Below are 16,543 nucleotides of genomic sequence, written 5' to 3'. Positions count from 1 at the left end.
GCGCTTACGCCGCCTTCCAGCGCAGCGGCAGCGCCTTGTATCCGCCGACGAAAGTGGAGTTCACGCGGCGCGGGGCTCCTGCCAGTTCAAGGCTCTCCACCCGGTCGAGCAGCACATCGAGCAGGATGCGCATCTCAAGGCGGGCGAGGTGCAGGCCGAGGCACTGGTGCGAACCTGCGCCGAAAGCGGCGTGCCGGTTGGCCGGGCGCGTGGCGTCGAACTTGCGCGGTTCGGGGAACTGCGCAGGATCGTGATTGGCTGCGACATAGTTGAGCATCAGCCAGTCGCCCTGCGCGATCTGCTGGCCGCCCAGCTCGGTGTCGCGCGCGGCGGTGCGCATGAAGTGCTGCACCGGCGTGGTCCAGCGGATCGCTTCCTCGACGATGCCGGGCAGCAGGCTGCGGTCCGCCTTGGCGCGGGCAAACAGGTCTGGATCGCGGGCCAGCGCCAGCACCGCGCCCGCCGAGGAGGCGGAAGTCGTATCATGCCCGGCGCTGGCGACGATGATGTAGTAGCCGGCGGTATCGCGGTCGCTCATCGGTTCGCCATCGATCACGGCATTGGCGATCACCGTGGCGACGTCCTCGCCGGGGTTCTGGCGGCGCTCGGCGGCAAGCCCCGCGAAGTAGCGTTCGAATTCCGCCACGGCGCCGGCGACGATCTGGCTGATCTGTTCGGGCGGCAAGTCCTTGAGTCCGGACTTGTTCAAGTCCTCGTCCTGCCCGCCGAACATCTGCTGGGTCAGGAACAGCATCTTCGGCTCGTCCTCTGGCGGCACGCCAAGGATCTGCATGACGACATGGAGCGGATAGGGCGCGGCGACGAGCGGGATGAAGTCGCCCTCTTCGCCCGCCGCCAGCATCCGGTCGATCGATTCACTGGCGATCTTGCGGATCTCGCTATCCAGTTTCGACAGGTTCTTGGGCATGAACCAGTCCTGCGTCAGGCGGCGCAGCTTGGGGTGTTTGGGCGCATCCATGGCCACCAGCGAATCCACCAGATGCGGACTGCCCCCGGTGATCGAGCGGGCCAGCATGTCGCCGATGCGCAGGGTGAAGACAGCGGACTTCGGGTTGTTGAGGAAGGTCGCGTTGTCCTTGCTGACCTTCATCACTTCGTCGAAGCCCGAGACCAGCCAGAACGGCTCGTGCTCGTCTTGCGGCGCGACGACCCGGGCCACGGGCGCCTTGGCGCGAAGGGCATCGAACTGGTCGAGCAGCGGGTCCCACGCGCCGTAGGACTTGGGGTCGATGACGGCGCGGCCCACTTCAGCCGGAACCACCGGAACGCTTGCCATTGTCGTGTCCTCCCTCAGACCGTGGCCGCTTGCGCGGCTTCCCAGGCCTGCTTGTACTCATCGCGCAGCAGGCGCTTGAACAGCTTGCCGGTAGGTTCGCGCGGCAACTCCTCGCGGAAGTCGATCTGGCGGGGCATTTTCACGCGCGAAAGCTGCGGATTGAGCCACTCGGTCAGCTCGGCCGCAAGCGCCGGGCCAGCCTCGGCCATGTCGCGCGGTTGCACGATGGCGACGACTTTCTCGCCCATGTCCGGATCGGGCGCGCCGATCACGGCAACGTCGGCAACCTTCGGGTGCGTGACCAGCAGGTTCTCGATCTCCTGCGGGTAGATGTTCACGCCGCCCGAGATGATCATGAAGCTCTTGCGGTCGGTCAGGAACAGGTAGCCGTCCTCGTCAATCCAGCCCACGTCGCCAAGGCTGGTCCAGCCGTGCTTGTTGGTGGCATCGCGGGTCTTGTCGGGATCGTTGTGGTAGCTGAACGGGCTGCCGCCTTCGAAGAACACCTGGCCTTCCGTGCGCGGCGGCACCTCGTCGCCCTCTTCGTTGCAGATCCGGATCGTGCCGAGCAGGGCGCGACCGACCGAGCCGGGGCGTTGCAGCCATTCCTCGCTGGCGATGAAGGTGAAACCGTTGCCTTCGGTGCCCGCGTAGTATTCCCGCAACGCCGGACCCCACCATTCGATCATCGCCTGCTTGACCGGCACCGGGCAGGGCGCAGCGGCATGGATCGCGCACTTGAGGCTGGAGGTATCGTACTTCGTGCGGACGTCCTCGGGCAGCTTGAGCATGCGCACGAAATGCGTCGGCACCCACTGGCTGTCGGTGACCTTGTACTTCTCGATCAGTTCCAGCGCGTGCTCCGGATCGAACTTCTCCATCGCGACGACCGTGCCGCCCATGCGGTGGATGGTCATCGACCAGCGCAGCGGAGCCGCGTGGTAGAGCGGCGCGGGCGAGAGATAGACGGCATCGCCGGTAATGCCGAAGGCCTGGCTGGCAATCCCGATCAGCGAGTTGACCGCGCCGATCTCCGGGTCCTCGGGCAGGGGAATGCGCACGCCCTTGGGCTTGCCGGTAGTGCCCGAGGAATAGAGCATGTCGCACCCGGCGCGCTCGTCAGCGATGGGGGTGGCAGGCTGTGCGGCGAGCGCGGCGTCGAGCGAAAGCGGGCCTTGCGTATCGAAGCGCAGTTGCGGCACGTCAGGGGCAAGCTTCGCCACTTCGTCAAGCACCGGCGCGGTATAGGCCGAACCGATCAGGAGGCGGGTGCCGCTATCGTGCGCGATATAGGCAATCTCGGGCGCGGCGAGGCGGCACGAGACTGCGACGTAGACAAGGCCAGCCCGCTGCGCCCCCCAGGCCAGCGCGAAGAAATCGGCACGATTTTCCAGGCACAGCGCAATAGTATCGCCGATCTGGAGCCCGCGCGAGCGCAACAGCTGCGCGAACTGGTTCGATTTGGCTTCCAGCTGCGCATAAGTGACCACTTCGCCGCTGCCACCCATGATCACGGCGGCGCGATCGGGATTGCGGGCGGCATGATACTTGGGGTGGAAATGCACCGGCCTGTTCCTCTCGCATCTGGCGGACTCAGGCCGCCATTTGCGAGGGAGCTTAACCGATCAGTTAAAGGGTGCAACCGTGATCTGTTCGTCCGGTTGCACCGCTTTGTCGCAATTCTTGCCCGATCCTTTCACGGCGGAATGATCCGCCAAGGCCGTTACTGCGGCGCGGGCAGGACGCGGTCGATCGGATAGATCACGCCGTTGCGCGCGACGATCGGCTCTCCCACCAGCTTGGGCGCGTCGTCTCCGCTGCCAAGGCGGATGGTATCGCCGCTGCGGGTGAGCGTGAGCGGCTGCCCGCCAAGGCTGGCAAGGCGCACCGTTCCGTTGGCGCGCTCGATGCCCTGGTCAAGATCGGCCCGCGCGACGTAGCCGGGAGAGAGGTGCTGGCTCACAAGCGCAAGGAGCTGCACCTTGCCGTCCTCGCTTTCCAGCGCCTTGCGGTCGGCCTCGGGCAGGGCCGCGATCGCCTCGTTGGTCGGCGCAAACAAGGTGTAGCTGCCGACGCCTTCGAACGTCTTCTCAAGCCCCGCCGCCTTCACCAGCTTGGCCGATTCCGAAAGATCACTGCTGTCGTCCAAGGCGTCGAACAGGTCCTTGCTCGAAGCCTCGGCAACCGCCCCGCTGCCCTTGGCCTCGGGCACGTCGCTCTTTCCGCACCCGGCAAGGGCGAGTGCGACCGCCAGCACGGTCCCCATCATTGTATGGCGCACCATGGAAATCCCCTTTTGTCTTCGAGTGCAGGTCAGGCGATCAGTTCGATCACGGCGCGGACCAGCTGTGTGGTCGGGTCGACTTCGTAGACATAACCGTCGCTGTAGCGATACCAGCTGTCGGGCGTGTCTGCGTAGCGGCCGCGCCAGTCAGGCGGGACGTTGTAGAAGTCATAGCCTGCGGGCATCGGCTGGCCCACTGCCCACGGATCACCCGTCAGCAGGGCGGCAATGCCTTCGATCACGTTGGACTGCGGATTGACCTCGAAGATCGCGTTCTGCGCGTAGCGATAGTCATAGCCGTCGCGGAAGCCGTAATAGCGGTCGTAATAGCTGGGCACGGCATAGTCGTTGTACTGCGTCGGCCAGACCTGCCCGCCAAACAGGGCGCCGCCGAGCAGGGGCACGAGGCCCGAAACCAACCCGCCATCGCCCACGCGGTACATATAACCGTTGCCGTAGCGCCAATCGTAATCATTGCCGAGGTAGCGCACCGGATACCAGTCTCCCCAACTACGCGGGGCCTGAATCTGGCGAGCCTGGCCGGGAGGCAGGCAGCCGTTGTTCTTCTTGGCAAGGCCGGGAGGGCAATCACTCGCAACCGGAATCAGGAAGCGGCTGTCGTCGTAACGATAGCGGCCGTCCTGCCACTGGCGGCTCGCCACGCGGACGACGTTGCGGTCGTCCCGGCGCTCGACGCGATCAACCCGATCTTCAAGGCCACGGCTGGCCTGACGTTCGACCTTGTCGAGGCCCTTCGCACCGTTGTCGCGGTCCGGGCCCTTGCCGGGGTTCTTGTCATCGTTGCCGCGCATGGCCTGCTGCGGCGTCTGCCGCGCGTCGTTACCGCGGGGTTTGTCGGGGCGCATCTCGGCGCGCTTGTCGGGACCCTTGGCCTTGTTGGGGCCTTTCTGGCCGCCGCGATCCATTTTCTCGGCTTTGGCCGGCCCGCCGCCATGGTTGCCGCCGCCCTTGCCGTTTCCGTTGCCGTTCCCATTGCCCTGGGCGAGGGCCGGGACGCTGGCCGCGAGGGCGGCGACACCGGCCATGAGCATCAGTTTGCGCATCGTCGTTCTCCGAATCCGTCGGATCAGGCAACGTGCGCCTTGTGGCTGCGGTTCCCGAGCCCCTGCGGGGTCGAGTCAGGAACTCCGCTGGACAGCGTTGCGTCACTTGCAGGGGGCAACCAGCCCCTGCTGCGCGCCACGCCTTGCCAGCGGACTTCCTGACCCGATGACGACGCTTCCACCAGACCGAAACAGGGTCTAGGGCACGGGCATGATAGCACGCGAACTTCTCGGCACCGCGCCGGTGCCCGATGGCGAAGAGCTCAAGCTCTACAAGCACGACCGCGATTTCATGATCGTGCTCGGCCACAACGAACTGATGAGCACGCGGCAGAACGGTTCGGAGATCGCGCTGGCGGTGCAGAGCATCGCCCGGATCGCCAAGGGCCAGCGGCCCGCGATGCTGATTGGCGGCTATGGCATGGGCTTCACCTTGCGCGCCGCGCTGGAGAAGCTGCCGGCCGACGCGCACGTGACCGTGGCCGAGCTGGTGCCCGAGATCATCCAGTGGGCCAAGGGCCCGATGGCAGAGCTCGAAGCCGGCTGCCTCGACGATCCGCGCGTGCGGCTGGTCATGTCCGACGTGGCCGACGTTATCTCCGCCAATGCGCTGTCGGTGGGCGGCACCGGATATGATGCGATCCTGCTTGATGTCGATAACGGGCCGGACGGGCTGGTGCGCACCAAGAACAACCGGCTCTACACGATGCGCGGGTTGCGCACTGCGATGGACGCCCTGCGCCCCGGCGGCGTGCTGGCGATCTGGTCGGCGGCTAAGGATGCCAATTTTACCCAGCGTCTCAAGGCGGCAGGGTTCAATGTCGATGAAGTGGAAGTGCGCGCGCGGACCAATGGCAAGGGCGCAAAGCACGTGATCTGGTTTGCCAGCGTTTGAGAGCAATCGCCAATAAGGCACGATGCATTCACGGCGTGGATACCGGGCAATAAATACCATTCCTTTGCTGTCTCGCCACGCGCGGACTAGGCGTCAGGCAAGACAGCATCGGGAGAATGACATGCGCCTTGCCACAATCGACAACGGTACTCGTGACGGGCGGCTGATCGTCGTCTCGCAACAGGGCGATGCCTTCGCCTATGCTCCCGCTACCACATTGCAGGAACTGGTCGAGGGCTGGGAAGCACTCGCTCCGGCATTGCAGGCCATCGCCGAATTTCCCGAAACACTGGGCGAGGCCAAGCTCCTCGCGCCGCTGCCGCGTGCGTGGCAGTGGCTGGATGGTTCGGCGTTCCAGAGCCACGGCGACCTGATGGACGCGGTGCTCGGCATCACCAAGCCCAAGACCGACGTGCCGCTGATGTACCAAGGCATGTCCGATACCTTCATGGCCACCGGCACGGAAGCGCGCTTCCCGTCGACCGATCTCGGCATCGATTTCGAGGGCGAGTTCGGCGTGATCGTCGATGCAGTGCCAATGGGCACGAGTGCTGCCGAAGCGATGAAGCACATCCGCCTTGTCGTGCAGATCAACGACTGGTCGCTGCGCACGCTCGCCGGGCCGGAAATGAAAACCGGCTTCGGCTGGGTCGGCGCCAAGCCGGCCTGCGCGATGGCGCCTTTTGCCGTGACGCCCGATGACCTCGGCGATGCATGGAAGGACGGGCGTGTCTGCCTCGACCTGCTGGTTGACTGGAACGACAAGCGCTTCGGCGCGGCCAATGGCCACGCCATGGGCTATGGCTTCCATGAACTCGTCGCCCACGCGGCGCGCACGCGCGATCTGGTGGCGGGCACGGTGATCGGATCGGGCACGGTCTCCAACGCAAACTTCCGCGAGATCGGCTCGTCCTGCATTGCCGAGCGGCGCGGGATCGAAGTGCTGGACGAGGGCGAACCGAAGACCGCATTCATGGCCTTTGGCGATACCGTGCGGATGGAAGCGGTCGACGCTTCGGGCCGCGCCCCGTTCGGCGTCCTGCACCAAAGGGTCGTGCAAGCCTGAAGCAGCCCACTTGCCGTCCTTCCGATAATTGTTATAGCGCATAGCGAAATCGGAGGATGCCATGGCCGTTGTTGCGAGTCTGTCCCAAAGTGCGTTGGCCCACGCTGCGCTTGATCGTTTCCTGCGCCCGAAGTCCGTTGCCGTCGTTGGCGCATCGGACAAGCCCGGCGCGCTTGGCGCGACGCTGCTGACCAACCTCGACCGCAACGGCTATGCCGGCGCGGTCTATCCGGTGAACCCCAAGCGCGACGAGATCATGGGCAAGCGCTGCTACGCTTCGGTCGATGCGCTGCCCGAAGGCGTGGACGTGGCCGTGCTGGCGATCCCGCGCGCGGGCGTGCTCGATGCGGTTAAGGGTCTGGCGGCGCGCAAGTGCGGCGGCGTGGTGATCTTCTCCGCGGGCTTTGCCGAGGGCGGCGAGGAAGGCCTTGCCGAACAGCGCGAAATTGCGCGTATCGCGCATGAGGCGGGCATGGTCGTCGAAGGGCCGAACTGCCTGGGCCTCGTCAACTATGTCGATCGCATTCCGCTGACCTTCGTCGAAACCAACGCCGTGCCGCCGGCGGGCAAGCGGGCGATCGGCATCGTCTCGCAATCGGGCGCGATGGCGGCTGTGCTGGGCACGATGCTGCTCGCGCGGGATGCGGGCGTGTCCTACTCGGTCTCGACCGGGAACGAGGCGGCGAGCGGGGTCGAGGATTACGTCGACTGGCTGGTCGATCAGGACGACACGCACGTGATCGCCATGATCGTCGAACAGTTCCGCAAGCCGCAGGCGTTCCTTGCGGCGGCGCGGCGGGCAAAGGCTGCGGGCAAGCCGGTGGTGCTGCTGCACCCCGGCAAGTCGAGTGCGGCACGCGAATCGGCCGCCACGCACACCGGCGCCATGGCGGGCGACTACAAGCTGATGCGGGCCATGGTCGCACGCGCCGGCGTGATCTTTGCCGAGACGCTCGAAGAGCTGGGCGACATTGCCGAGATCGCGGTGCGTTGTGCGGCGCTGCCTTCGGGCAAGACGGCGGTGCTGGGCGAATCCGGCGCGTTCAAGGCGCTGACGCTCGACCTCGCCGAAGAGCTCGACCTGCCGCTGGCCGATCTGCACGACGACGATTCGCCGCTATTGCGCGCCGCGCTGCCGCCGTTCGTGCCGGTCTCCAACCCGCTCGACATCACCGCGCAGGGGCTTTCGGAGCCCGCGATCTACACCCGCTGCATCGAGGCGCTGCTTGACGACGACCGCGTCGGTACGGTCTTCGCCGGGATCATCCAGGCCGAACCCATCACCTGCAAGATCAAGTTCCCGCCGATCCTTGCCGCGGTCGAGGGCCGCACGCTCAACAAGCCGGTGATCTTCGCTGGGCTCGACGAAGGCGCCGAGGTCCCGGCCGAGCGCATCGCCGCGCTGCGGGCGGCAGGCATTCCGTGGTTCCCCACCACCGAGCGCGCACTGCGTGCCGTGACCCGGTTGACGCACTGGTCCGCGCAGGACCTCTCCGCCAACGATCTTGCCCCAACGCCACTGCCCGGCCTCGCCGATGTTCATGGCGTGATCCCGGAATACAAGTCCAAGGAACTGCTCGGTCCGCTGGGCGTGAGCTTCCCCAAGGGCGGCTTTGCCGACAGCGCCGATGCCGCGGTCGCGGCTGCCGATGCCGTGGGCTATCCGGTGGCGATGAAGGCGCAGGCGGCAGCCCTCGGCCACAAGAGCGATGCCGGCGGCGTGATCCTCAACCTCGCCGATGCCGCTGCGGTGCGCGAGGCATGGGACCGCATCCACGCCAATGTCGCCGCCTATTCCGCGTCGATCCGCCTGGAAGGCGTGCTGATCGAAGCGATGGGCAAGCGCGGCATGGAGATGATCGTCGGCGCAAAGAACGATCCCGAATGGGGCCCGGTCGTGCTCGCAGGCTTCGGCGGCGTGACCGCGGAAATCCTGCAAGACGTGCGCCTGCTGACCGCCGACCTGACGCAAGCGGCGGTCGAGGCCGAACTGATGAAGCTCAAGAGCGCCGCGCTGCTCAGCGGCTACCGTGGCTCGCCCGCTTTGGATGTGCCCGCGCTCGCTGCACTGATCGTCAAGGTCGGCCAAGTCCTGCGCGCCGAACCCTCGATCCGCGAGATCGACCTCAACCCGGTGATCCTGCATCCCATGGGTGAAGGCGTTGTCGCACTCGATGCGCTGATGCTGGTGGAGTGAGTTGCGCTTCCGGGGCGCTTCAGTGCCCCGGGAAGTCCATCAGCGCCTCTACTGTCAGCCCATTGTCGCGCAGGCGGGCGGCGCCGTGGAGGTCGGGGAGGTCTATCACGAACAGCGCGTGAGTGACGTGCGCGCCTGCCGTGCGCAGCAGTTCCGCGGCGGCAAGGGCGGTGCCGCCGGTGGCGATCAGGTCGTCGATGATGACCACGCGCTGGCCTTGCGCAATGGCAGTGGGGTCTATTTCGAGGCGGTCGCGGCCGTATTCCAGCGCGTAGTCGATGCCGATGGTCTCGACCGGGAGCTTGCCGGGCTTGCGCACCGGCACGAAACCGAGGCCCATGTGCGCGGCCACTGCGGCGCCGAAGATGAAGCCGCGCGCTTCCATCCCGGCGATGGCCTCGGCCCCTGCGTCCTGCGCCATCCGCGCCAGGTGGCCGATGCTGGCGGCAAGCCCGGCGCCATGCGAGATCAGCGTGGTGATGTCGCGGAACAGGATGCCGGGTGCGGGAAAGTCCGGCACGGTGCGGACGAGGGCCTTGAGTTCTACGGGTGTCATGCCTTCAACCTAGCCGCGCTGCGCCTCAAAAGGAAAGGCCGAGAACCTGCCCGAGATCGGCCAGCGCCTGTTCGCCACTTGTCACCTTGATCGCCTGCATCCCCAGTGCGGCGGCCGGTTTGCAGTTGATGCCGAGGTCGTCGAGGTAGACGCATTGCGCCGGCGCAAGGCCGAGCGCTTCGCACATCATCAGGTAGATGCGCGGGTCGGGCTTGCGCACGCCGGCCTTGCTGCTTTCGATGACGTGTTCGAAGCGGGCGAAGATCTGCTCCAGCTCATCATGTGCATCGGCGCTGCGGGCCATTCCGGCGCCATGGCCTGCGGGCACGTTGTTGGTGATGCAGCCCAGCCGAAAGCCTTCTGCCTTCAGCCGGTCGAGCGCCGACACCATCGCCGGACGCACCGCGCCTGCCAGCACGGCGAGGACGGACGCGCCGTCGAGTTCATGGCCAAGCGCGCGGGCTTCCTCGGCAAAGCGACGGTCGAACTCGGCGCTGTCGATCTCGGCGCGTTCGAACAACGCCCAGGCATTGGTATCGCCGTTGCGGGCGTTGACGGAGCGGACGAAGTCCTGCGGCAGGCCCCGTTCCGCTTCAAGCCGGTTGAACGCCTCGAACGGGGAGGAGGTGATCACTCCGCCGAAATCGAAAATCACCGCTGTGTAAGCCATCCTGCCTCCCTTAATGCCGGAGCAGCCTTAACCGATCGGTGAAATCGAACAAGACCATCGGATTTTTCCTCCATTTTGATGTGGATCATCGTATCCTGGCAGCGGCGGCGGCAGGCTTTTTCCATTGAAGGACAGGAGGATCCCGATGCGCTCCATTCTTTGCCCCGTCGAAAAGTCCGAAACCCTGAACGACCGCGTTGAAACCGCGCTGGCGCTGGCCCGCGAGACCGGAGGGCACGTCACCTTCGCGATCGCGACTCCGTTCGCGCAGATGGCGGCGTGGGAGCCGTTCGGCGGTGCCGCCATTTCCGCTGCCGCAATCAACGAGGCGCGCGAGGCCGACGAGGCCTTTGCGCGCGAGCTCGATGCGCGGCTGGCCCCGCAAGACGTGGCCTTCGATGTCACCATCGACGACAATGGCCGGGTGGAAGCCGCCGCTGCCGCCGCGCGCTTTGCCGACCTGATCGTGGCCACTCTCGACGATCCGAGCATCGAGGAACTGGTGCTTGGCGTGCGCAGCCCCGTGCTGGCGGTGCCGCGCGGAGTGCCAATGCTCGATTTTGCGGCACCGGCGCTCATCGCCTGGGACGGCGGGCACGAATCCGCCAACGCCCTGCGCGCAGCCTTGCCGTTCCTGGCCATGGCAAAGTCTGTGCACATCCTCACCGTGCGGGAGAAGGATGACACTTTCCCGGCGGTCGATGCGGCCTGCTATCTTTCGCGCCACGGAATCCATGCCGAAGTGCACGAACAGGAGCGCAACGGCTCGATCGCGTTCACGATCGAGGAATGCGCTCGCAGTCTCGGGGCCGGTCTCGTCGTCATGGGCCTGTTCGGACATAGCCGCCTTCGCGAACTGCTGATGGGCGGCGTGTCGCGCGATATGCTCGACCGGTCGCAGATACCGCTGCTGCTGGCGCATTGACGATTGGGCCGCGGTTGCGCCGCGGCCTGAGTGCGGGCCAGAGTGCGGACATGAAAACCACCCGCTCGCTGCCCGCGCTCGCCCTGCTGGTCACTATGTCGCTTGGTGCCTGCTCCCCGCAGCGGGCAAGCGGACCGACCAGCGCGGCGAGTGAAAGTGCAGTCGCAGCCAATTCTGAAACCACAGCCCCTGCAGAGCCGCCTGCGCTCGTGGCCACCGAAGCTGCGGCTGCGGCTCCGGCGCCGGTTCCACCTTCTTTTCGTGCTCTTGGTACCGAGCCGTTCTGGTCTGCGCGGGTTGAAGCTGACAAGCTCTCATGGTCGACGCCCGAGCAGCCCGAAGGCCTGACCGTGCCGGTGAAGCGCCAGGATGTTGCCGGAAAGGCGATACTTTCAGGCGAGGTTGGCGGAAAGGCGCTGGTGCTTGAAGTCAGTGCCGGGTCATGCTCCGACGGCATGTCGGACACAGTCTATCCCCTCACCGTGATCCGGCGACTCGGCAATGACACTCAGCGCGGCTGCGCGCGCTGAACCTATCCAAATTGCGCTTGTGCGCTGCACAACCGAGATTCGCCAGGCACGGGTGCAAACAATTGCGAACGGAACGATCCGGTATCGTTGCGTATGTAACGACTGCAAAATCCCCTCTAAACAGCAGCTTATCGAGTAAATTGCAAAAACTGCAACCAAATCAGACCATTTCGCAATTGCACAATTCTCGTGTGCAATGCATACAGATCATGCCTTTCAGGCATCCTCTCCCAAAACTTTCCGACCCGGCGGGCAACTGCCGGGTCTTTTTTTGCCCGCATTCCGGGCGGCTCCACGCATCTCGCAACCTTCGCAGCCCTCCCGCGTTTGAAATCCTGATCGCCGGTTCCCACATCGGAACTTGTCGATAGCTCAAGGGGATTTCAAAAAGCTCATGGCAGATGCGGCAACCGAAGCCCGGACCGATGCGCGCACCGTGCGCCTTCAGGTTGCGGGTGCTCGTCAGGAAGAAAGCGGCCACGGCATTGCCCGCATCAGTCGGCACGTGATGTCGCAGCTGGGCGTGACCGAAGGCGACGTTATCGAGATCGTCGGCAAGCGCGCCACCGCGGCGCGGGTTATCCAGCCCTATCCCGAGGACGAGGGTCTGGAACTGATCCGCCTCGATGGCCTCCAGCGCGCCAATGCCGATGTCGGCTCGGGTGAGCACGTGGAAGTGCGCAAGATCGATTCGCGGCCTGCGCAGCGTGTGGTCTTCGCGCCCGCGCAAAAGGAACTGCGCCTGCAAGGACCGGCCGTGGCGTTGAAGCGCAACTTTGCCGGGCGTCCGCTGGTGACCGGCGATCTGGTGGCGACGGCCGGGCAGCAGCAGGTCAACCGCACCGACATGCCGCCACAGCTGCGCCAGATGCTCAATGCGCCTGCCTTCGCGCTGACCCAGATCCGCCTGACCGTGGTCTCGACCAGCCCCAAGGGCGTGGTCCACATCGACGAGAACACCGAAGTCGAACTGCGGCCCGAATATGAGGAGCCGCGTTCGAGCCGCGCCGACGTCAACTATGACGACGTTGGTGGCATGGGCGATACCATCCGCCAGCTGCGCGAGATGGTCGAGCTGCCGCTGCGCTATCCCGAACTGTTCACGCGTCTCGGCGTCGATCCGCCCAAGGGCGTGTTGCTGCATGGCCCGCCGGGCACCGGCAAGACGCGGCTTGCCCGCGCCGTTGCCAACGAAAGCGACGCCTCGTTCTTCACCATCAACGGTCCCGAAATCATGGGTTCGGCCTATGGCGAGAGCGAGAAGCGCCTGCGCGAGGTGTTCGAGGAGGCGACCCGCAACGCGCCGTCCATTGTCTTCATCGACGAGATCGACTCGATCGCGCCCAAGCGCAGCGAGGTTCATGGCGAGGCGGAGAAGCGTCTGGTCGCCCAGCTGCTGACGCTGATGGACGGGCTGCATAGCCGCTCCAACCTCGTCGTGATCGCTGCAACCAATCGCCCCGACGCGATTGACGAGGCGCTGCGCCGTCCCGGCCGGTTCGACCGCGAGATCGTCGTCGGCGTGCCCGACGAAAGTGGTCGCCGCGAGATCATCGGCATCCATACCCGCGGCATGCCGCTGGCCGAGGATGTCGATCTGCAGGAACTGGCCCGCACGACGCACGGCTTTGTCGGCGCCGACCTTGCCGCCCTGTCGCGCGAGGCGGCGATCGAGGCGGTGCGCCGGATCATGCCGCAGCTCGATTTCGAGCAGCAGACGATCCCGCAGGACGTGCTCGACAACCTGCGCGTGGAGCGCGACGATTTCCTGCAGGCGCTTAAGCGCGTGCAGCCATCGGCGATGCGCGAAGTCATGGTGCAGGCGCCGACCATCGGCTGGGCGGACATCGGCGGGCTCGATGATGCGCAGGACAAGCTGCGCGAGGGCGTCGAACTGCCGCTCAAGAATCCCGAGGCCTTCCACCGCCTCGGCATTCGTCCGGCCAAGGGCTTCCTGCTCTATGGTCCGCCCGGCACCGGCAAGACCCTGCTGGCCAAGGCCGTGGCGAAGGAGGCAGAAGCCAACTTCATCGCGATCAAGTCGTCCGACCTGCTGTCAAAGTGGTACGGCGAGAGCGAGCAGCAGATCGCCCGCCTCTTCGCCCGCGCCCGTCAGGTCGCGCCCTGCGTGGTGTTCATCGACGAGATCGACAGCCTCGTCCCTGCACGCGGCAGCGGGCAGGGCGAACCGAACGTGACGGCGCGGGTGGTCAACACCATCCTTGCCGAAATGGACGGGCTGGAGGAACTGCAGTCGGTGGTGCTGATCGGTGCGACCAACCGGCCGAACCTGGTCGACCCGGCGCTGCTGCGCCCCGGCCGCTTCGACGAGCTGATATACGTCGGCACGCCGAGCGTCGCGGGCCGCGAGCACATCCTTGGCATCCACACCCGCAACATGCCGCTGGCAGGCGATGTGGACCTCGGGCGGATCGCACAGGCGACCGAGCGCTTTACCGGTGCCGATCTCGAAGACGTGGTGCGCCGCGCTGGCCTGAACGCCATTCGCCGCGCGGGCGGCAATGTCGATCAGGTCACGGCTGAGGACTTCGCCAGTGCGCTGGAGGCGTCACGCGCAACGGTGACCGAGCAGATGGAGGAAGAGTACGGCCGGATGAAGGGCGAGCTCAAGAAGCGCGCGATGAATCCGGGGCCGCTGGGCTTCATCACTCCGGGCATGGTCACGCCCTTGCGCGAATCCAAGCACGGCTGACGGCAACGCGGGCGGAGAGGTTCAGGCCTCTCCGCCTTCCAGCGTGAAGTCCATCTCCACGACGATGCCGCGCTCTGCGAAGCGGCGGACGATGGTGCCGCCCAGCTGGCGTTCTGACGAACGGATCAGCGCCGAGCCGAAGCCTTCGCGGCCTTGCTCTGTCGGCGCCGTCGCTTCCCCGGCGGCAATCTCTTCCCAGATCACCTTGGCGCGCGTGTCCTCGCGCTCCCAGCGGATGCGCAGCAGGCCGCCGGGCGCGGACCAGGCGCCGTATTTCACGGCATTGGTCGCCAACTCGTGCAGGACAAGGCCAAGCGGCACCGCATGCCGCCCCGGCAGATTCACCGTGCCGCCGTCCAGTTCGCAGCGCTCGCTTGATGAGCGATATGGCGCGATGACCTTGCCGATCAGCTCGGCCAGGTCGACCGTCTGGTCCTTGCCCGACCCTTGCGTAACCTCGTGCGCGGTGACGAGCGCGTGGATGCGCTTGGCGATGCGATCAACCGCCGGGGCGGCAGCAGCATCACCCCGCGCGCTCATCTTCACAATGGCGAGGATCACCGCGAACAGGTTCTTGACCCGATGGTTGAGCTCCTTGGCGAGCAGGTCGGCGCGGTCGCGCGCTTCGGCGATGGCGGCGGCGCCTTCGGCCAGGGCCTCGGCCTCGGCCTTGCGAATCGCCTGCCACAGTCCCAGCGCCAGTGCGCAGACGATCACCACGAACAGCGCAGCCAGCGAGGGCAGGATGCGCGCCTCGGCATTGGCCGCACGCTGCGCCGCCTGATCGAGGCGCACGCGCTCGATATCCTCCAGCCGGGCCACGGCCTTGCGCAACCCGTTCATGGCAAGCTGGCCTTCGTCTGACAGGAGGCGCGCATGGGCATCGGGAATGCGGCGATGTTCGACGAGGTCGACCACGCCCGCCATCTCGGCCCACTTGGCATCGCCCAGCCGCGCGATCTCGGCCACGAGATTGGCCTGCTCTGCCGGCAGGTCTGGCCCCATGCGGTCGCGCAATGCCCGCATGCCGGCGGCGTAGCGGCCCTGGCCTTCGCGGTAGGGTTCGAGATAGCGGGTGTCGCTGGTGATGAAGTAGCCGCGCTGGCCGGTCTCGCCGCTCATCGTCGCGCGCACGATCTCGTCGAGCGAAGCGATGATGCCGCTGGTGCGGGCCGCCTGCTGGCGCTGGGTGCGTTCAACCTCGACCGTGGCGATGATCAGCGAGAACGTGCCGATCAGCGCCAGCGCGACGACGGCAAACAGCGCCAGCGTCGGGATTCGCGGGGCGCGTTGCCACCAGTGCAGCCTCATCTCCTTGAGGAGGGATTCGGTTTCCCTGTTCATCAGGGGGGCCTAGACCCTAAGGCTTGCATCAGCAACGTCTTCACACTGGGCAACATATTGAAGCGCCTGCGCCTTTGCCTGCAGGGTTGACGCAAATCGCCTTGTCGCCTATCGGCCACCCCCTGATTCCGGCGCTTTGCCCTGCGGCAAGTGCCTGTCCACAGATTCGATATAGAAGAGAAAAGCCATGAAGCGCACTTTCCAGCCCAGCAACCTCGTGCGTGCCCGCCGCCACGGCTTCCGCGCCCGCACCGCCACTGTCGGTGGTCGCAAGGTTCTTGCCGCCCGCCGTGCGCGTGGCCGCAAGAAGCTGTCTGCCTGAGTCTGACAGTTTAATTCCGGTTCCGGCGAAGGCGGGGATGACCCGAATCGCCACCATCCGGAAACGGGCAGACTTCGTTGCTGCCAATCGCGGGATCCGGGTCGCAAGGCCCGGATTCGTGCTGTTGGTGAACCGCGACGTGGTGCCCGCTGACGAGGCCGACCTCCGCTTCGGCGTCACCGTCACCAAGAAGATCGGCAACGCGGTCGTCCGCAACCGGATGAAGCGCCGCTTCCGCGCCCTGCTGCGCGAGGCCCTGCCCGATGCCGGCATTGCCGGCGCTGACCACGTGATGATCGGCCGCGAAGGCGGGGTGGAGCGCGATTTCGCCCTGCTGCGCGAAGAGCTGGCCGTAGCGCTGTCCCGCGCCGCGCAGGGCAAGGGCGACCCGCCCCGCAAGCGCGGCGGCGCCCGTGTCAATCCGGGCAGGGGCAAGTGAAGCGCCTGCTCATCCTCATCGCCCGCGGCTGGCAGCTCGGCCCCTCCCGCGTGCTCCCGCCTTCATGCCGCTACAGCCCTTCGTGTTCGCAATATGCGATCGAGGCGCTGGAAAAGCATGGCGCGATTAAGGGTGGCTGGCTCGCGGCGAAGCGGCTATTGCGCTGCCATCCCTGGGGTGGGCACGGCTATGATCCCGTACCTTAGCCAAGTCTCCTCACCCCCACACGACTTCAAGATCT

16 protein-coding genes are annotated in these 16,543 nt (G+C 66.0%); 9 read left to right on the top strand and 7 right to left on the bottom strand.

Going from position 1 to position 16,543, the window contains the following annotated elements:
- Positions 1–4: 4 nt before the first annotated feature.
- The 4 genes from HGI46_RS03095 to HGI46_RS03080 form a co-directional block, all read right to left on the bottom strand.
- A complete protein-coding gene (locus HGI46_RS03095; RefSeq protein WP_168903030.1) occupies positions 5–1,297 on the bottom strand; it encodes a cytochrome P450 in 1,293 nt (430 codons plus the stop codon).
- A 14-nt stretch (positions 1,298–1,311) separates the two neighbouring features.
- On the bottom strand, positions 1,312–2,862 hold the full coding sequence (locus HGI46_RS03090; protein ID WP_168903029.1) for an acyl-CoA synthetase: 1,551 nt from the start codon (positions 2,860–2,862) through the stop codon (positions 1,312–1,314).
- 158 nt (positions 2,863–3,020) lie between these two features.
- Entirely contained in the window at positions 3,021–3,581 is a 561-nt protein-coding gene (locus tag HGI46_RS03085; protein ID WP_168903028.1) for a fasciclin domain-containing protein, read from the bottom strand.
- A 29-nt stretch (positions 3,582–3,610) separates the two neighbouring features.
- Complete coding sequence (locus HGI46_RS03080) at positions 3,611–4,645, bottom strand: hypothetical protein (RefSeq protein WP_168903027.1); 1,035 nt, start codon at positions 4,643–4,645, stop codon at positions 3,611–3,613.
- A 211-nt stretch (positions 4,646–4,856) separates the two neighbouring features.
- Between HGI46_RS03080 and HGI46_RS03075 the strand changes: the two genes are divergently transcribed.
- The 3 genes from HGI46_RS03075 (at position 4,857) to HGI46_RS03065 (ending at position 8,803) form a co-directional block, all read left to right on the top strand.
- Positions 4,857–5,540 carry a spermidine synthase gene (locus HGI46_RS03075; protein WP_168903026.1) on the top strand — a complete coding sequence of 228 codons (684 nt, stop codon included), beginning with the start codon at positions 4,857–4,859 and terminating at the stop codon, positions 5,538–5,540.
- A gap of 121 nt (positions 5,541–5,661) precedes the next feature.
- A complete protein-coding gene (locus HGI46_RS03070) occupies positions 5,662–6,606 on the top strand; it encodes a fumarylacetoacetate hydrolase family protein (RefSeq protein ID WP_168903025.1) in 945 nt (314 codons plus the stop codon).
- 61 nt (positions 6,607–6,667) lie between these two features.
- Positions 6,668–8,803, top strand: coding sequence for an acetate--CoA ligase family protein (locus HGI46_RS03065; RefSeq protein ID WP_168903024.1), 2,136 nt, complete (start codon positions 6,668–6,670; stop codon positions 8,801–8,803).
- 19 nt (positions 8,804–8,822) lie between these two features.
- Here HGI46_RS03065 and HGI46_RS03060 read toward each other — a convergent pair whose 3' ends face one another.
- Positions 8,823–9,359, bottom strand: coding sequence for an adenine phosphoribosyltransferase (locus HGI46_RS03060; RefSeq protein WP_168903023.1), 537 nt, complete (start codon positions 9,357–9,359; stop codon positions 8,823–8,825).
- A gap of 25 nt (positions 9,360–9,384) precedes the next feature.
- A complete protein-coding gene (locus tag HGI46_RS03055; RefSeq protein ID WP_168903022.1) occupies positions 9,385–10,029 on the bottom strand; it encodes an HAD-IA family hydrolase in 645 nt (214 codons plus the stop codon).
- Positions 10,030–10,174: 145 nt separating this feature from the next.
- Between HGI46_RS03055 and HGI46_RS03050 the strand changes: the two genes are divergently transcribed.
- From HGI46_RS03050 to HGI46_RS03040, 3 genes are all read left to right on the top strand, one after another.
- Entirely contained in the window at positions 10,175–10,954 is a 780-nt protein-coding gene (locus HGI46_RS03050) for a universal stress protein (protein ID WP_168903021.1), read from the top strand.
- Between the two features lie 50 nt (positions 10,955–11,004).
- Positions 11,005–11,484: a hypothetical protein gene (locus tag HGI46_RS03045; protein WP_168903020.1), complete on the top strand. Its 480-nt coding sequence runs from the start codon at positions 11,005–11,007 to the stop codon at positions 11,482–11,484.
- A 394-nt stretch (positions 11,485–11,878) separates the two neighbouring features.
- Positions 11,879–14,197 (top strand): CDC48 family AAA ATPase, encoded by a 2,319-nt coding sequence (locus tag HGI46_RS03040; RefSeq protein WP_168903019.1) that lies wholly within the window; start codon positions 11,879–11,881, stop codon positions 14,195–14,197.
- Between the two features lie 21 nt (positions 14,198–14,218).
- On the opposite strand, the gene HGI46_RS03035 is transcribed toward HGI46_RS03040, so the two are convergent.
- Positions 14,219–15,541, bottom strand: coding sequence for a CHASE3 domain-containing protein (locus HGI46_RS03035; protein WP_168903018.1), 1,323 nt, complete (start codon positions 15,539–15,541; stop codon positions 14,219–14,221).
- A 187-nt stretch (positions 15,542–15,728) separates the two neighbouring features.
- On the opposite strand from HGI46_RS03035, the gene rpmH reads away from it, so the two are divergent.
- The 3 genes from rpmH to yidD are packed head-to-tail and all read left to right on the top strand — an operon-like array spanning position 15,729 to position 16,508.
- Positions 15,729–15,863, top strand: a complete 135-nt coding sequence (gene rpmH / locus HGI46_RS03030; protein ID WP_039336437.1) for a 50S ribosomal protein L34 — start codon at positions 15,729–15,731, stop codon at positions 15,861–15,863.
- Between the two features lie 37 nt (positions 15,864–15,900).
- Positions 15,901–16,302 carry a ribonuclease P protein component gene (gene rnpA / locus HGI46_RS03025; protein WP_118072453.1) on the top strand — a complete coding sequence of 134 codons (402 nt, stop codon included), beginning with the start codon at positions 15,901–15,903 and terminating at the stop codon, positions 16,300–16,302.
- Positions 16,299–16,508: a membrane protein insertion efficiency factor YidD gene (gene yidD / locus HGI46_RS03020; RefSeq protein ID WP_084278662.1), complete on the top strand. Its 210-nt coding sequence runs from the start codon at positions 16,299–16,301 to the stop codon at positions 16,506–16,508. The genes rnpA and yidD overlap by 4 nt, the downstream gene beginning before the upstream one ends.
- Positions 16,509–16,543: the final 35 nt, after the last annotated feature.

Source organism: Novosphingobium sp. ERW19 (assembly GCF_012641315.1).
Classification (GTDB): Bacteria; Pseudomonadota; Alphaproteobacteria; order Sphingomonadales; family Sphingomonadaceae; genus Novosphingobium.
The sequence above is the reverse complement of the archived record's forward strand: the minus strand, read 5'-3'. Positions and strand labels throughout refer to the sequence as shown.

Bases quoted from the DNA above. Each gene is read 5' to 3' on its own strand.
- HGI46_RS03095 (WP_168903030.1), bottom strand. From the start codon at position 1,297: ATGGCAAGCGTTCCGGTGGTTCCGGCTGAAGTGGGCCGCGCCGTCATC.
- HGI46_RS03085 (WP_168903028.1), bottom strand. From the start codon at position 3,581: ATGGTGCGCCATACAATGATGGGGACCGTGCTGGCGGTCGCACTCGCC.
- HGI46_RS03080 (WP_168903027.1), bottom strand. From the start codon at position 4,645: ATGCGCAAACTGATGCTCATGGCCGGTGTCGCCGCCCTCGCGGCCAGC.
- HGI46_RS03075 (WP_168903026.1), top strand. From the start codon at position 4,857: ATGATAGCACGCGAACTTCTCGGCACCGCGCCGGTGCCCGATGGCGAA.
- HGI46_RS03070 (WP_168903025.1), top strand. From the start codon at position 5,662: ATGCGCCTTGCCACAATCGACAACGGTACTCGTGACGGGCGGCTGATC.
- HGI46_RS03065 (WP_168903024.1), top strand. From the start codon at position 6,668: ATGGCCGTTGTTGCGAGTCTGTCCCAAAGTGCGTTGGCCCACGCTGCG.
- HGI46_RS03060 (WP_168903023.1), bottom strand. From the start codon at position 9,359: ATGACACCCGTAGAACTCAAGGCCCTCGTCCGCACCGTGCCGGACTTT.
- HGI46_RS03055 (WP_168903022.1), bottom strand. From the start codon at position 10,029: ATGGCTTACACAGCGGTGATTTTCGATTTCGGCGGAGTGATCACCTCC.
- HGI46_RS03050 (WP_168903021.1), top strand. From the start codon at position 10,175: ATGCGCTCCATTCTTTGCCCCGTCGAAAAGTCCGAAACCCTGAACGAC.
- HGI46_RS03045 (WP_168903020.1), top strand. From the start codon at position 11,005: ATGAAAACCACCCGCTCGCTGCCCGCGCTCGCCCTGCTGGTCACTATG.
- HGI46_RS03040 (WP_168903019.1), top strand. From the start codon at position 11,879: ATGGCAGATGCGGCAACCGAAGCCCGGACCGATGCGCGCACCGTGCGC.
- HGI46_RS03035 (WP_168903018.1), bottom strand. From the start codon at position 15,541: ATGAACAGGGAAACCGAATCCCTCCTCAAGGAGATGAGGCTGCACTGG.
- rpmH (WP_039336437.1), top strand. From the start codon at position 15,729: ATGAAGCGCACTTTCCAGCCCAGCAACCTCGTGCGTGCCCGCCGCCAC.
- rnpA (WP_118072453.1), top strand. From the start codon at position 15,901: ATGACCCGAATCGCCACCATCCGGAAACGGGCAGACTTCGTTGCTGCC.